This is a genomic window from Micromonospora sp. NBC_01405 (assembly GCF_045040155.1).
GTDB lineage: Bacteria > Actinomycetota > Actinomycetes > Mycobacteriales > Micromonosporaceae > Micromonospora.
Genome location: NZ_CP109532.1, coordinates 5,589,430 through 5,603,912, shown reverse-complemented (window position 1 = coordinate 5,603,912; position 14,483 = coordinate 5,589,430). Strand labels below are relative to the sequence as shown.

17 protein-coding genes are annotated in these 14,483 nt (G+C 73.4%); 3 read left to right on the top strand and 14 right to left on the bottom strand.

The window, feature by feature from the left end:
• Positions 1-67: 67 nt before the first annotated feature.
• The 7 genes from OG559_RS24195 to OG559_RS24165 form a co-directional block, all read right to left on the bottom strand.
• A complete protein-coding gene (locus OG559_RS24195; protein WP_405107381.1) occupies positions 68-595 on the bottom strand; it encodes a GNAT family N-acetyltransferase in 528 nt (175 codons plus the stop codon).
• Positions 596-1,054: 459 nt separating this feature from the next.
• Complete coding sequence (locus OG559_RS24190) at positions 1,055-2,212, bottom strand: HesA/MoeB/ThiF family protein (RefSeq protein WP_405107379.1); 1,158 nt, start codon at positions 2,210-2,212, stop codon at positions 1,055-1,057.
• Positions 2,213-2,423: 211 nt separating this feature from the next.
• The gene (locus OG559_RS24185) at positions 2,424-2,711 is read right to left on the bottom strand and encodes a DUF6510 family protein (RefSeq protein ID WP_405107377.1); all 288 of its coding nucleotides are present in this window, start codon (positions 2,709-2,711) and stop codon (positions 2,424-2,426) included.
• Between the two features lie 66 nt (positions 2,712-2,777).
• Entirely contained in the window at positions 2,778-3,524 is a 747-nt protein-coding gene (locus tag OG559_RS24180; protein WP_405107375.1) for a ferredoxin reductase, read from the bottom strand.
• Entirely contained in the window at positions 3,521-4,111 is a 591-nt protein-coding gene (locus tag OG559_RS24175) for a sulfite oxidase-like oxidoreductase (RefSeq protein WP_405116926.1), read from the bottom strand. Before OG559_RS24175 ends, OG559_RS24180 begins: the two co-directional genes overlap by 4 nt.
• Positions 4,112-4,280: 169 nt before the next feature.
• Positions 4,281-5,300, bottom strand: coding sequence for a TerC/Alx family metal homeostasis membrane protein (locus tag OG559_RS24170; protein ID WP_405107372.1), 1,020 nt, complete (start codon positions 5,298-5,300; stop codon positions 4,281-4,283).
• A 289-nt stretch (positions 5,301-5,589) separates the two neighbouring features.
• Entirely contained in the window at positions 5,590-6,003 is a 414-nt protein-coding gene (locus tag OG559_RS24165; RefSeq protein WP_405107369.1) for a DUF2267 domain-containing protein, read from the bottom strand.
• A 198-nt stretch (positions 6,004-6,201) separates the two neighbouring features.
• Here OG559_RS24165 and OG559_RS24160 point away from each other — a divergent pair, with 198 nt between their 5' ends.
• Together OG559_RS24160 and OG559_RS24155 are read left to right on the top strand one after the other, a co-directional pair.
• Entirely contained in the window at positions 6,202-6,471 is a 270-nt protein-coding gene (locus tag OG559_RS24160) for a DUF2795 domain-containing protein (protein WP_396673474.1), read from the top strand.
• 25 nt (positions 6,472-6,496) lie between these two features.
• The gene (locus OG559_RS24155) at positions 6,497-7,144 is read left to right on the top strand and encodes a DUF1345 domain-containing protein (RefSeq protein WP_405107367.1); all 648 of its coding nucleotides are present in this window, start codon (positions 6,497-6,499) and stop codon (positions 7,142-7,144) included.
• 244 nt (positions 7,145-7,388) lie between these two features.
• Here OG559_RS24155 and OG559_RS24150 read toward each other — a convergent pair whose 3' ends face one another.
• The 7 genes from OG559_RS24150 to OG559_RS24120 all read right to left on the bottom strand — a co-directional run bounded on the left by OG559_RS24150 (position 7,389) and on the right by OG559_RS24120 (position 13,552).
• Complete coding sequence (locus tag OG559_RS24150) at positions 7,389-8,054, bottom strand: hypothetical protein (protein WP_405116923.1); 666 nt, start codon at positions 8,052-8,054, stop codon at positions 7,389-7,391.
• A gap of 75 nt (positions 8,055-8,129) precedes the next feature.
• Positions 8,130-9,101 carry a pirin family protein gene (locus OG559_RS24145; RefSeq protein WP_405107364.1) on the bottom strand — a complete coding sequence of 324 codons (972 nt, stop codon included), beginning with the start codon at positions 9,099-9,101 and terminating at the stop codon, positions 8,130-8,132.
• A gap of 192 nt (positions 9,102-9,293) precedes the next feature.
• On the bottom strand, positions 9,294-9,890 hold the full coding sequence (locus OG559_RS24140; protein WP_405107361.1) for a hypothetical protein: 597 nt from the start codon (positions 9,888-9,890) through the stop codon (positions 9,294-9,296).
• A 379-nt stretch (positions 9,891-10,269) separates the two neighbouring features.
• The gene (locus OG559_RS24135; RefSeq protein WP_405107356.1) at positions 10,270-11,103 is read right to left on the bottom strand and encodes a DedA family protein; all 834 of its coding nucleotides are present in this window, start codon (positions 11,101-11,103) and stop codon (positions 10,270-10,272) included.
• 221 nt (positions 11,104-11,324) lie between these two features.
• Entirely contained in the window at positions 11,325-12,173 is an 849-nt protein-coding gene (locus OG559_RS24130) for an SAM-dependent methyltransferase (protein ID WP_405107353.1), read from the bottom strand.
• Positions 12,174-12,279: 106 nt separating this feature from the next.
• Positions 12,280-13,161 carry a helix-turn-helix domain-containing protein gene (locus tag OG559_RS24125; RefSeq protein WP_405116922.1) on the bottom strand — a complete coding sequence of 294 codons (882 nt, stop codon included), beginning with the start codon at positions 13,159-13,161 and terminating at the stop codon, positions 12,280-12,282.
• Positions 13,162-13,312: 151 nt separating this feature from the next.
• Complete coding sequence (locus OG559_RS24120) at positions 13,313-13,552, bottom strand: DUF397 domain-containing protein (protein WP_387025209.1); 240 nt, start codon at positions 13,550-13,552, stop codon at positions 13,313-13,315.
• 265 nt (positions 13,553-13,817) lie between these two features.
• On the opposite strand from OG559_RS24120, the gene OG559_RS24115 reads away from it, so the two are divergent.
• Positions 13,818-14,468, top strand: coding sequence for a GGDEF domain-containing protein (locus OG559_RS24115; RefSeq protein ID WP_405107350.1), 651 nt, complete (start codon positions 13,818-13,820; stop codon positions 14,466-14,468).
• Positions 14,469-14,483: the final 15 nt, after the last annotated feature.

Here is a 14,483-nt window from a genome sequence, read left to right as displayed (position 1 = left end):
CCGGCCTGGGCAAACGTCGGAATCAGTCCGGCTGGAGCCGGAGGTGGGCGGCGGGTCAGGGACGGGCTCAGGGCCGGTCGGGTGCGGTGATCGCCCACCGCTCATGGTCCCGCCACGCCCCGTCGACGAACAGGTAGTCCGGCGAGTAGCCCTCCAGCCGGAAGCCGAGCTTGCGGGCGATCCGCCGGGACGGCTCGTTGCCCGGCTGGATGTTCGCCTCCAGCCGGTGCAGTCCCAACACGTCGAACGCGTGCCGCACCACCAGGCCGATCCCGGCCGACGGGTGCCCGGTGCCGCTGAACGGCAGGAACGCCGCGTAGCCGAGGTAGCCGCCGCGCAGCGCGCCGAGCAGGATGCCGCTGATGTTGACGTACCCGGCGATCGCCCCGCCGGCCCGGTCGCAGATCAGGTATCCGGCGTGGTTCCGGTGCCGGATCCGGCCCAGATACGTGGCGTACGCCTCCGGGGTGTCCGGGGCCGACAGCCACGGGTGGTGCAGCTGCCCGCTACGCCGGGCGGCGGCGACGAACTCGGCCTCGTCGGAGGATCGGGGTCGGCGGATCGCGGCGGGCCCACCGGTGCTCAGGTATCTCACGACCAACGACTCTGACCGGCGGGGCGGGACGCTGTCCAACCGGCTGCCTCCGCCGGGCGACCGGACGGCACGGCGCGACACGTCCGCGCCGACGGCACCGGCCCGGAACGGATCGGTGCCCGGTGCCCGGCGCAACAACAGGTTGATCCCCCAGCCGGCACTGGTCTGCGCGGCCTCGCCGCGCCACAGGAAGGTGACGAGGCGCTGCCGCTGTCGACCCGCTCGACCAGGGGGGTGCCCCGGTGGACCCCGGCTTCAGTTGCCGCTGGGGTTGCTCGCACTGGTCGTCTCCACCTTGTCCAGCTTCCGGATGACGATCTGCTCCACGGTTCTCACCTCCCTCCGAGGGGGTCGGGACCGGCCGCGCCCGCCCGGTGACCGGTCGGCCGACCAGCCACCGGACGCGCTCCGGGCGCAGCTCGTGCGGCAGGACCCGGCCGGAGCCTGCGGCCTCGACGCTCATCCGCGCGCTGCCCGGCCGGCGACGACCGCCGCGTCGACGGGTGTCCCGCCGCAGCCGGCCGGGCAGCGCGGGTGCGGCGGGTGGGCGATGAGGAAGTGCTGGTCGGGGGCGACCAGGTTGATCCCCTGAAGCTGACCGGGCCGGACGGCCGGGACGCCGGTCAGCAGGGCCGTCGCCAGGTGGGCGGCGAGGTGCCCGGAGAGGCCGGCCGAGGACGCGCTGACCGCGCTGCTGCTCTCCCGCTGCACGGTGTACTCGGCTGACGGATCGTCGCGGCGGCGCTTGTCGTGCTCGGCGAGCCAGAAGCACTCGTAGCACGGGCCCACCCCGGGCAGGTACGCCGCCGCCGTCACCACCGGGCCGTGGTACCCGGCGTCCACCCAGGGGGTCGCGGCGCCCAGGCAGACCCGGTTTGCCCAGGCCCGGATGGCGCCCGGCCGGTCGGCGCAGAGCAGCAGCACGTCGCAGCCGGCGACCAGCCGGCGCAGGTCGCCCGGCCCGCGCACCTCGGACCGCTCGCCGGTGACCTCGATGTCGGAGTTGAGCCGGCGCAGCCGGGCCACCGCGGCGTCCACCTTGGGCCGGCCGATGTCGTCCTCGACGTACATGGTCTGGCGGTTGAGGTTGGACAGCTCGACCACGTCGGGGTCGACGCAGTGCAGCCGCCCGACCCCGCCGGCGGCCAGGGCGAGCGCGGCGGCCCCGCCGGTGCCGCCCAGCCCGACCACGACCGCCCGGGAGCGCTTCAAGGCGAGCTGCGGCTCCCAGGAGGTGGCGCGCGGGACCAGGTCGACCCAGCGGTGGAACCGGCGGCCGCGGTCGTGGCGCTCCCGGTCCCGGTCGGTGAGTTCCGGCGGGTCGGGGGCAGCCGCGTCGGTGAGATACCCGGCGGCGGCGAACAGGTCGAGCGCGGAGCGGACGGCGCCGGCCTGCTCGCCCGGGTGCGCGGCGAGCACCTGCCGGACGATCTCCTCGACGCCGCGGGTGCCGTCGGCGGCGCACAGCGTCGTCCAGATCGCGCCGGTGGGGTCGAGCACCTCGGCCGCGATGCCGTAGACCGAGCCGCCGACGCGGATTTGGCCGCCCGGCAGCCGGTGCAGGCCGTGCTCGGGTTTGACCTGGGGATGCCACCCGGACGTCGCCAGTGATGCCATCGATCCTCGCCCCCGAACGGCAGATCGCTGTCCCGGGAATCAGCCTGGCGCAGCCGGGCCGGGGAGCGCAACACCCGGCGGGCGATCGGTGGCCGGTCGGGTACCCGAGCCGCCCGTACGGGCACGCGGCGGAGCCGGGCCCCGGGCACCGCCGGCGCCGATCAGGCGGTCGGCAGCACGCGGATCGGCGACGCGACGGCGTCACGGCGCGTCAGACGGGCCGGGGTTCATCGGGGGGCATGGGCACCTGGAGGTAGGTGGTGCCGCGCAGGTCCAGCCAGGCCCGGTCGGGCGCCCGGACCAGGCGCAGCATCACCGCCGCGCAGGCCGGGCAGCGGGCGACCAGGCCGGGGGCGTGCGGGTAGACGTGCAGGCCGGCGAGCGGGCCGGTCATGCCGCACGACTGGCAGCGCCCGGTGGCGGCGCTCAGGTCGACGGCGAACAGCTCGCGCAGCGGGCCGTCGAGCATGTTGCCGTCCAGGTAGGTCATCTCGGTCATCGGGTCTCCTCGGGCGGGTCGGGGGCCGGATCGGCTGGCGCCGGCCGCGTCCGGCCGGGCCTCGGGTCAACCGGTCGGGCCGAAACGTTCGGTGCGGACCCGTCGGGGCTGGTGGCCCAGGCCCACCAGCAGGTCCGCCGCCGTCTCGACGAAGCCGGTCGGCCCGCAGACGTAGCAGAGCGGCTCCAGGTCGGGCGGCCAGCCGTGGACGTTCACGTCGGCCAGCCCGATCCGGTGCGGCTCGCCCCGCCACCCGTCGGGCGCCGCCCGGGTGTACACGTACGCCACGTCGAGGCCCTGGTCGTCGCGGGCGCGGCGGCGCAGCTCCTCGGCGTAGAGCACGTCGGTCGGGGTGCGCACCGAGTAGACCAGCCGGAACGGCGCCCGGCTGCCGGCGGCCCGGCGGGCCCGGACCATCGCCATCAGCGGCACCACGCCCGAGCCACCGGCGACCAGCAGCACCGGCGCGGTCTCCGTCGGCCGCCAGACGAACCAGCCGCCGACGGGGCCGCGCACCTCCACCGGGTCGCCCGGCGCCCAGACGTCGATCAGGTACGGCGACACCTCGCCGTCGGGCACCCGCTGCACGGTCAGCGCGATCCGGTCGCCGTCGGCCGGCCCGGCGAGGGAGTACGACCGGGCTGCCTGGTACCCGTCGGACGCGGTGAGCCGGACGTCGACGTGCTGGCCGGGCAGGTGCCCGGGCCAGCCGGGCGCGTCGATGACGAGCGTCCGCGCGGTCGGCGTCTCGCCCCGCCGCTCGACCAGCCGGGCCACCCGCCAGGTCAGCGGGGCGTTCGACGGGGCGTTCAATCGCCGGTGTAGCGCTGCTCGCGCCACGGGTCGCCGTAGGCGTGGTACCCGGCGGTCTCCCAGAAGCCGGGCTCGTCCATGGTCTTGAGCCGGATGCCGCGCACCCACTTCGCGGACTTCCAGAAGTAGAGGTGGGGCACCAGCAGCCGGGCCGGGCCGCCGTGCTCGGCGGGCAGGTCGCGGTCGTCGAAGCGGTGCGCCACCCAGGCCCGGCCGCCGCGCAGGTCGGCCAGCGGCAGGTTGGTGGTGTACCCGCCGTACGAGTGGACCAGGGCGTACGCCGCGTCGGTGTCGACGCCGTCGAGCAGGACGTCCAGCGAGACGCCCTGCCAGGTCGTCGCGAGCTTGGACCAGCGGGTGACGCAGTGGATGTCGACGGTCGGGGTGTCCTGGGGCAGGGCGGTGAACTCGGCCCAGGACCAGCGGCGCTCCGCGCCGGTCTCGGTGGTGACGACGAACTCCCAGGTGCCCGGCCGCACCTTCGGGGTGGGGCCGGCGGAGAGCACCGGGAAGTCCTCGGTCAGGTACTGCCCCGGCGGCAGGGCGGGCTCCGCCGAGCGGGGCCGGCCCTGGAAGCCCGGTGACACGATTCCCACCAGTCAGTCGTACCACCTGCCGGATCGCGACGGCACCGTTCGCCCGGACCCGCCGGGGCGGACGACCACGGCGGACGCGGGTCGGGCCGGAGTCCCGCCCACGCCCGTCGCGGCGTGACCGATGTCGACGGCGGGCGGTGACGCCCGGCCGCCTGCGCGGTCAGTGCCGGTCGGCGACGGTCTCCTTGTCGCCCGCTGCGGCGTTGCGGGTGGCCCGGAGGCTGGTGAACGTGACGACGACCAGCACGCCGATGATCACCCCGAGCGAGGCCAGCGTGGGGATCTGCGGCACGCCCGGCCAGATCCCGTGCGCCCAGTGCAGGCCGAGCTTGACGCCGATGAAGGCGAGGATGAAGGCCAGGCCGTAGCTGAGGTGCACCAGCCGGCTCAGCGCGGCGTGCAGCACGAAGTACAGCGCACGCAGGCCGAGCAGGGCGAAGGCGTTGGTGGCGAAGACGAGGTAGGGGTCCTCGGTGATGCCGTACACGGCGGGCACCGAGTCGACGGCGAAGACGATGTCGGTGGCGAACACCGCGACCACCACGAGGGCGAGCGGGGTGAGCGCCCGGCGACCGTTCTGCCGGACGATCATCCTCGTGCCCTGGTACTCCTCGACGACCGGCATGAACCGGCGCAGCAGCCGCACCGACCGCATCTTGTTGATGTCCACCGTCTGCTCGTGGCCGGAGACGGCGTCACGGAGCAGCTTGACGGCGGTGACGATGAGGATGGCCGCGAAGATCAGGAAGGCGAAGTCGAGGGTCTGCAGGGCCGCCGCGCCGAGGGCGATGAAGATCGCCCGCAGCACCAGCGCGCCGGCGATGCCGTAGAGCAGCACCCGCTGGGCGAGGGCGGCGGGCACCGCGAACGCCGCCAGCAGCAGCATGAAGACGAACAGGTTGTCGACCGAGAGGGACTTCTCGACCAGGTAGCCGGTCAGGTACTCCACGCCCTGCTGGGAGCCGAAGCGGGACCAGACCCAGGCGCCGAAGGCCAGCGGAAGGGCGATGTAGAAGGCGGACCAGCCGAGCGCCTCCTTGAGCGACACCTCGTGCGGCTTGCGGGTGACGAGGAAGTCCAGCACCAGCAGCGCGAGCACGCCGGCGATGGTGACCGCCCAGAGCGTGGGTGTGCCCACCGATGACAACTCACCGGCGGACAGATAAGACAATTCGGTCATGGAATCCCCTCGAACACCGTGTCATGTTCGAGGTCTCCTTCACCCGCGTTTCCGTGGGCAACCACCCGAGGCGTGCTCCGGGCACGCCGTACTGACCGGAATGATTCGTGGGAAGTACTCCCCTCGTGCGACAAGGTTAGGCCAGCCCGGTCGACTCGCCAAGCCGCGACCCCGGCCGTCACCAGCGGTGATCGGGCCGGGACGCGCGGGACGGATTCCCAGCGCCTGACGGGACAAACGCGAAACGCCTGAACCCGGCCGACCCACCCCGACCGGGTGGGTCGGCCGGTCAGGGTCGGCGCGGGACGGCCGCCCCCGGGGCGAGCGCCGGCTCGACCATGTCCCGGTAGTCGCGCGGCATCTGGACCACGATGTCGTCGAACTCCCCGCCGCTGACCGCCTCGCGCAGGGTGACGAACACCGCCCGGACGGCGTCCCGGGCGGCCCGCTCGTCCAGGCCGGCCCGCTGGCCGACCCGGGCCACGAACTCGCCCGCGCCGAACCGGTCGGCTGCCTCGGTGTCGGGGCTCGGCCGCAGGACCAACCGCAACGGCTTCGGCAGCTGGGCCGCGAGGTCGAGCACCTCGCCGCCGGTCAGCCGCTCCGCCAGGGTCTCCAGCGTGGCGCGGGTCAACTCCACGGCCCGCTCCGCGGGGACCTGTGCCCGCAGGGCCACCTGTTCGACGAAGGTGTCGTAGTTCATGGCGGTGCTCCTTCCGCTGCATCGGGCCGGTCGCGTACCCGTCCCTCGGGCCCGGAAACGGCGGCCGGCCGGATCGACCCGGACGGGCCGGGTCCGCGATTTCCCCGCGCCGGACGGGCGTGGGCGGCCGGCGGGTGGGTAACCGCGGCCGGTCGTGAAGTCGTGAACCGGATCGAACCGGCGAGGAGAGCCCACACCATGGCGAGTTACGACGACGTCCTGCGGTACCTGTCCAGCCTCGACTACCCGGCCGAGAAGGCCGACGTGGTACGCGAGGCGCAGCGGGAGGGGGCGCCGCCGGACGTGCTGCGCGCGTTGCGGGCCCTGCCCCCGGTCGACTACGCCAACGGCAACGAGGTGGCCCGCTCCGCCAAGATCGACGCCGCCCCGGAGATCGGCAGGTCGCAGCGCGCGGCACAGGCCCGAAATCCGCACACCCGGGTCTCGCAGCACCTACGCGGCATCTGAGCGCCGCGCCGTCGGGAGCGGGTGAGTGCGCGGCAGTGACGGGCACACCCCGGCGGTGGTCCAGCTCGCCGTGCTCGGGCTGGCCGGTGGGCTGGGCGGCGGCCTGTTCGCGCTCGTCGGCCCGCCGTCGCTCGGCCCCCTCGTGGGCTGGGACGTGGCGGCGCTGAGCTGGCTGGTGCTGGTCTGGCGCACACTGTGGCCGTCGGACGCCGAGCGGACCGCCCGGCTCGCCGTACGCGAGGATCCGAACCGGCCCACCCGCGACCTGCTGCTGCTGGTCGCCTGCCTGGCCAGCCTGGTCGCCGTCGCGGTCGTGCTGGTCATCGCGCGCAGCGCCCGGCCGGGGCTGCCCCAGGACGCCTACGGCGTGCTGGGTGTGGCCAGCGTGCTGCTGTCCTGGCTGGTGGTGCACACCGTCTTCACCGCCCGGTACGCCCGGATCTACTACGGCGGACCCGACGGCGGGGTGGTGTTCCACCAGGCCCAGCGCCCGCGCTACTCGGACTTCGCCTATCTGGCGTTCACGGTGGGGATGACCTTCCAGGTCTCCGACACGAACCTGACCAGCAACGAGATGCGTACGACCGTGCTGCGGCACGCGCTGGTGTCGTACCTGTTCGGGGCGGTGATCATCGCCGCGACCGTGAACCTGCTGGCCGGGCTCGTCAGGTGAGCGGGCCGGTGAGGTGGTGACGGGTCGGTCGGCCGGCCGGAGACAGGCGGGCGCCCCGGGTCACGAACCGCGACCTGGGGCGCCACGCAGAACCTGTCTCCCGGCGGTGACCGCGACCCGAACCGGGTCGCACCGCCGGGCGGCCACGTCCGCCCGAACCGGGCGAACTCGACTGCCGAGATCATCATAGCTTCCGCCATCGTCCTTACGGTCAGATTTCGAGGAACTGTGGGCCGGCACACGTTCAGTCGGCCAGCTCGGCGTACCGCTTCTCCAGGTCCACCCGGGCGAGCGCGCCGACCAGCCAGGCCAGCCGCTCCGACTCGCCGCCGCCGGCAAGGTGGGCGAGATCGGTCGCGGACCGCCCCAGGCCGAGCCGGCGGGCCGCCGCGAGCGCCCGTCGGTCCGCCACCGGGGCCACCTCCCGCCACAGCGCCTGCGTCTCACGCAGGAACAGGTCGACCACCCCGGCGTCGACCCCGGGCAGCTCGGCCAGCTGCGCCCGCTCGCCGGCCGGGTCGTGGTGCGCCGCGGCGCGCAGCCGGCGCAGGTCGCCCCGATACCGATCCACCACGGCACGGGCGAGGTCGCCCAGGGTGTCGGCGAGGGCGTCCACGTCGCCGCGCTGCCCGGCCGCCCGCAGCACCCGCACCCGATCGGCGTGCAGCGAACGGGCCATCCGGGCCGCGCTGTCCCAGCCGGCGTCACGCAGCACGGCGGCGGTGTCCAGGGCCCGCCGGAAGTCGCCCCGCCGGGCCAGCAGGACCGACAGGACGAGGAGCTGGAACAGGCTGGACGGATTGTTGGTGACCCGGAACCCGTACTGCTCGGCGAACCCTCGCCCGCTGCCGGCGAGCCGGCGAGCCAGTCGTTTCCTGTCCTCGATGTTGGGGATCGCGGTGGTCGGCATGCCCGCGACTACCCGCGTCGCCACCCGCCACGCCTCCACCCGCCGGTGCCTGTGCCGCCCGGCCCCGCCCGGGGTTCAGGCCCGGATGTCGCCGTGCCGGGTGCGGGCCTTGAGCCGGGTGGTCGGCAGCGCGGGCGCCGGCAGCGGCGGCGCCGCGTCGTCGGCCACCGTCCCGAACCGGCGGCCGGCCGCCCAGTCCTCGCGGGCCGCGACGACCTCCTCGTGCGACCGGCCGACGAAGTTCCACCACATCACCAGCGGCTCCTCGAACGGCGCCCCGCCGAGCAGCAGCAGCCGGCTGCCCGGCGCCGCGCTCAGGGTGAGGCTCTCCCGGCCGGCACCGAGGTAGAGCAGCGCACCCGGCTCCAGCGGCACGTCACCCACCTGGGCGGAACCGGACATCGCCAGCAGGCCGTACTCGAAGTCGCGGCGCAGCGGCAGCCGGGCCGGCGCCGCGCCCCGGGCCGTGAGCTGCGCGCCGACCAGCGGGGTGTGCAGCACCGCCGGGGACCGCTCCCCGCCCAGCTCACCGGCCAGCAGCGTGACGTCGAGGTCGCCGTCGCGCCACACCGGCAGGTCCTCGTGGTGGGCGAAGTCGGGCGCCGCCGCCCGCGCCGGGTCCGGCAGGGCCACCCAGAGCTGTACGCCGTGCATCACCGGCGGATGCGCCGCCGGCGACCGCTCCGAGTGGGCGATGCCGTGGCCGGAGGTCATCACGTTGAGCTGCCCCGGCCGGATCGGCTGGACGTTGCCGAGGCTGTCCCGGTGCACGATCTCCCCGTCGAGCAGCCAGGTGACCGTCTGCAACCCGGTGTGCGGGTGCGGCGGCACCTCCATCCCGGGCCGCTCGGCGACGTCGTCCGGCCCGAAGTGGTCGACGAAGCACCAGGCCCCGACCATCCGCCGCCGGCGCTGCGGCAGCAGCCGGCGCACCGTCGTGTAGCGGCCGAGCGGCACGTCGTGCCCGGGCAGCAGCACGCTGCCCGGATCGGCGGGCGCCACGCCGGGCGGTCGCGTCTGTGCCGGCAGGGATTCGGTACGGTCCACCGTCCGACTGTACGCTCAGGCCCCGTCGCCGGTCAGCGCGTCGGCCCCCGGTCACCCTCCGGATCGGATCACTCCCGCCCGGCCGGCGTCCCCAGGAAACCGCCGGCCCCCGGACGCGCAGACGCCGCTGGCCGGTCCCCGGGTGTCGGGGACGGCCAGCGGCGGTGCCGTAGCAGTGCGGTGGTGCGGGGGTCAGCTGTTCCAGTGCTCGGCGACGAGGTCGGCGGCCTGCTGCTCCCACTGGGCGTAGTGGTCGGGGTACGCCGACACCTGCACGGTCTGGGCGGCCTTGGTCAGCGGCATGTCCTGCCACCCGTCGACCTGCTTGAGGCCCTTCAGGAACGCGAGGGTGGAGTACTCGGGGTCGGTGATCTGCTCCACCGTGCCCCAGCCCGACGACGGACGCTGCTGGAACAGGCCCTGCGAGTCGTGGTCGTTGCGGTCACCCAGGTGACCCAGGTTCTCCAGCTTCGACTCCTGCAGAGACGTGCCGATCGAGATCACGGCGGCCCGCTCGTCCATACCGGCCTTCTTCGTCGCCGCCACGATCGCCCTCACGTTGGCGGTCTGCTCGCCGTCGAGGTCGATGCGGGACTGCTCACCCTGCACACCGTGCGGGATCAGCTTGGCCTTGTCCACACCCGGCTTGTCGGCCTGCACGGCCACAGCGGCCGGGACGGTCGACTCGACGGTCGGAGTGGTGGCGTGCTGCAGCGGACCGGCGGCCAGACCACCAGCGAACGCCAGACCAGCGATACCGAGAACGCTCTTACGCATGATCGTGTTCATCAGGGTGACTCCAATCGGGGGTCGACACACCCCACCCCAGGGGAAAAGGGTGGGCGTGTGAGCACCACGTCGAGGCGCCCAAAAGATCAAAAAGGGGGAAAACCATCCGACAGCTCACCGCACCCGGGGGGGGTGCTGATGGCGGCGGGACCATGTCCAACGACCGGCGGCCCACCCACATTCCCCGACGAGGTCACGGGGGTTCGGGCAGCTCAGCAGCGGCGTGCGCTACTCGATCGTCTGCCATGTGTAACGACCCCGGGCCGGCCCATGTTCCGCCGAGCGGATGTCGCCGGTCACTCCCCCAAACACCCCAAACGCCCATCCCGCCCCACCACCGGGCACCGAGGGCCCTTCAGGGCACGACGTCCACCGGCGGTCAGCGCTCGGACTCTCCCCGCCAGGTCCCGCTGCGGTAGACGGTCCCGCGGTACTCCCGCGCCCCACCGAACTCCGGCCCGACCGACGGCGACGCCTCCGCGTCCGACGCGTGGACAGCGTCGACCGGGGCGAGCGGGTCGGCCTTGTCGACAGGCAGCCGTCGGGCGGCGCGGGCACGCCGCACCCGGGTGACGACGAACCAGCCGAGCGCCACCGCGCACACCGCGATGACCACGTTCTGGAACGTGCCGACGTAGCCCTCGACGAGGTGCCACTTCTCCCCCAGCAGATAGCCCGCCATCACGAAGATCGTGTTCCAGATCAGGCTGCCGAGGGTCGTGAACAGCAGGAAGGTCGGCACCGGCATCCGTTCCACGCCGGCCGGGATCGAGATGAGGCTGCGGAACACCGGGATCATCCGGCCGAAGAACACCGCCTTGACCCCGTGCCGGAGGAACCACGCCTCCGTCCGGTCGACGTCCTCGAGCTTGACCAGCGGCAGTCGCGCGACGATGGCGCGCATCCGGTCCCGGCCCAACAGGGCGCCGATCACGTACAGCGCGAGGGCACCGACCACAGAGCCGAGGGTGGTCCAGCCGATCGCCCCTACCAGGCTCATTCTTCCCTGGCTGGCGACGAACCCGGCCAGCGGCAGGATCACCTCGCTGGGGATGGGCGGGAAGAGATTCTCAAGCGCGACCGCCAGTCCCGCGCCGGGACCGCCCAGCCGTTCGACCAAACCCGTGACAAACCCCACGGGCCCGTCGGAGCCGGGCTCGGGACCGGCGGCGATCGTACGGGGGAAGGGCAGGAGCGGTTGCGTGCTGATCATCCGACAAAGCTAATGACCATCTCCGCCGACCGCCATGCCGTCACCCGCAGTCCGTCGTACCGCTCCCCCAGGGTCAGGTCGGGGTCGGGCGGAGAGCCCCATCCCGCAGGCGTGGAGGGACGGGGATGGCGCTCACGACGGTACGGTGCGCTCGGCGGACGACACGATGATCACGTACAGGCGCATGAGCCGGGCGGCGGCCCGGGCCTCTCGGAAACCGGTCAGGGCTTGCGCGCCACGGCTGCGTACAGGCTGACGTCGACCGCCGAGGGCCGGGGCTGCGGCTCCGCGGCGGCACGCCACTCGGCTGCGGAGACGATGCCCGGCTCGACCAGTTCCAGGCCGTCGAAGAACCGGGTGAAATCGGCCAGGCTGCGCAGGTAGAGCGCGCCGTACCCGCCCCCGTTCCTCGTCGCCGCCCTGGCGTCCTCGCCGACCTGCCCCGGGAGGTGGTCGTAGGTGGCGTGCGTGGCGGCCAGGTGGCTGCCCGGGGGCAGGGCGTCCAGCAGCCGCCGGACCAGCGCGTACGGCTCGTCCGGGTCGGACAGGAAGTGCAGGATCGCCACCAGCATCAGCGCCACCGGCTGCCCGAGGTCGATGGTGCGCCGCAGGTCGGGGTGGGAAAGGATCTTCTCCGGGTCCCGAAGGTCGGCGTCGATGTAGGCGGTGGCGCCCTCGGGTGCGCTGGTCAGCAGGGCACGGGCGTGGGCGAGCACGATGGGGTCGTTGTCGACGTACACCACCCGGGTCTGCGGCGCGACGGCCTGGGCGACCTCGTGGGTGTTGTCGGCGGTGGGGATGCCGGTGCCGATGTCGAGGAACTGCCGTATGCCGGCCTCACGGGCCAGGTAGCGCACCGCCCGCTGGAGGAAGCGGCGGTTCTCCAGGGCGGTGACGCGGATGGTCGGGAAGGCCGCGGCCATCGCGTCACCCGAGTCGCGGTCGGCCTGGAAGTTGTCCTTGCCGCCCAGCCAGTAGTTGTAGCGGCGGGCGGGATGCGCCACCGAGGTGTCGATCCGGTCGCTGCGGTGGGCGGGGTCGGTCGGGGCACCGGGGGCATCGGTGGTCAAGGCTCCTCCATGCTCTGCGCTGGCATCGGCGCGCCGACGTCCGTCCACTGTCGCCGGTCCCGACCATGGTAGAGGCTCCCGGGCCGGCTCCGCGCCCGGGAACCCGTCACCCCGGAAGAATCTCGTCACGCAGCCGGGCCAGCAGCTCCGGCGTTCGCTCCGGGGGCTCGGCCTCCACGCAGAGGCGCTCCATGGCCGCCGCGTAGTAGTCGAGGTCCTCGCGCTTGTCGAGGTAGATGGCGCTGGTGAGCTGTTCGATGTAGACGATGTCCGGCAGGTCCTGGTCGCCGAAGCGCAGGATGGTGAAGGCACCGCCCGCCGCGGCGTGCCCGCCCGCGTCGAACGGGATGATCTGCAACCGCACGTGCGGCGACCGGGTCGCCTCGATCAGGGCGGCGAACTGGCCGCGCATCACCTCGGGGCCGCCGATCGGGCGGCGCAGCGCGGCCTCGTCGACCACCGCCCACAGCTGGGGCGGCTGCGGGCGGTGCAGCAACTCCTGGCGCTGCATGCGCAGGCCCACCCGCCGGTCGATCTCGTCCGCGCCGGCGCCGCGGTGGCCGAGCAGGACGACCGCCCGGGCGTACTCCGGGGTCTGGAGCAGGCCGGGCACGAACTGGACCTCGTAGCTGCGGATCAGCGCGGCGGCCGCCTCCAGGCCCAGGTAGGACTGGAACCAGGACGGCAACACGTCGCCGTAACGGTGCCACCAGCCCGGACTGTTGGCGTCCCGGGCAAGCTTGAGCAGGGCCTCGCGTTCCTCGGAATCGGTGACCCCGTAGAGGCTGAGCAGGTCGGCGACGTCGCGCTCCTTGAAGCCGACCCGGCCCAGCTCCATCCGGCTGATCTTCGATTCGGAGGCCCGGATCTCCCAGCCGGCGCCCTCCCTGGTCACCCCGACGGCCTCACGCAGGCGGCGCAGTTGGGCGCCGAGCAGCATGCGCAGCACGGTCGGGCCGGTGGCTGGGCCACCTTCCGTGGGAACCATCGTCACGTGCCGACCTCCGCTTGCCAGCCTCCGTCAACCGGGCCCCGACCCCGGCCGACGTGTAAGCATGCCATGGACCGACAGTGAGGTGTACCCGCCCGAAGGGTGTTTTGGTCCCATCGGCGGGACGGAGTCGGCCGGTGACGCTGGGTCAGGCGATCAGATCGTCGAAGTCCCCGTCCCGGGCGCCGAGCACGAAGGCGGCGATCTCGTCCACCGTGTAGATCAGCGCCGGACCCTCGGGGTGGCGCGAGTTGCGCAGGGCGATCCCGCCGCCGCCGGGGAGTTCGGCCAACTCGACGCAGTTGCCGCTGGGGTTGCTCCGTCGGCTCTTCTGCCACTTCAGCGGGGGGAGCTGCGCGGCGGGAACGCCGTTGTGGGGCTGCTGCATGGGGGCGTCTTTCTCTTCAAGAGCCTGCCTATGCCGCGGGGAGGAGCGGTGCTGGCGAGGGGATGGGTCGAAAACGATGCTGCTGCACGTGCATCTGCTATTGCATCTGCACCGGACAACGAGCATGATAACGCACGTGCGGTGTACCCATTCGTTCACTTTGGGTTACTCGAATCGGGGCCGCACCAGGGAAAATGCGGGTGTGTAGGAAGCGCCGGCCGGCATCGCGCAGGGCCAGCGGGCGGACGCGGCGAGGGGAGGGTTCGTGCCGGATCCGTTGACCATCGCATCCGGCATCTCGGCCGCCGGGGCCCTCGTGTCCGCGTGGCAGCTACGCCGCCGCGCCCTGCTGGCCGAGGCGGAGATCGAGCACCTCCAGGCGGAACTCGCCGCCGAACGGCACGCCGCGAGCCACGACCCGCTCACCGGGCTGCCCAACCGACGGGCCTTCTTCCGGCTGGCCACCACTCTGCTCACCGATGCCGTCGGCCAGCCGCTGATCGCGGTGGTGCTCGACCTGGACGACTTCAAGCAGGTCAACGACCGCTACGGGCACGCCGCCGGGGACCGGGTGCTGATCAGCGTGGCCGAGCGGCTGGCCGCGTTCGCCGGTGACAACCTGGTGGCCCGCCTCGGCGGCGACGAGTTCGCCGGCCTGCTGACCAGCCCGACAGTCGACCGACGGTGGATAGAGCACGCCTCCCGCCGGCTCTGCGAGGCGCTCGCCGCGCCCATCCCGCTCGACGGTCTCAGCCTCCGGGTCACCGCCTCGGTCGGCCTGGCCCCGGTGACCGGCCCCGCCCAGCTCACCGAGGCGCTCGACCGCGCCGACGCGGCCATGTACCGGGCCAAGAGCGTCGGCGCGTCCGGCCCCGCCCGGCAGCTCATGGACAGCGCGCACCTCGCCGAGTGTTGACCGCCCGGGCCGGGC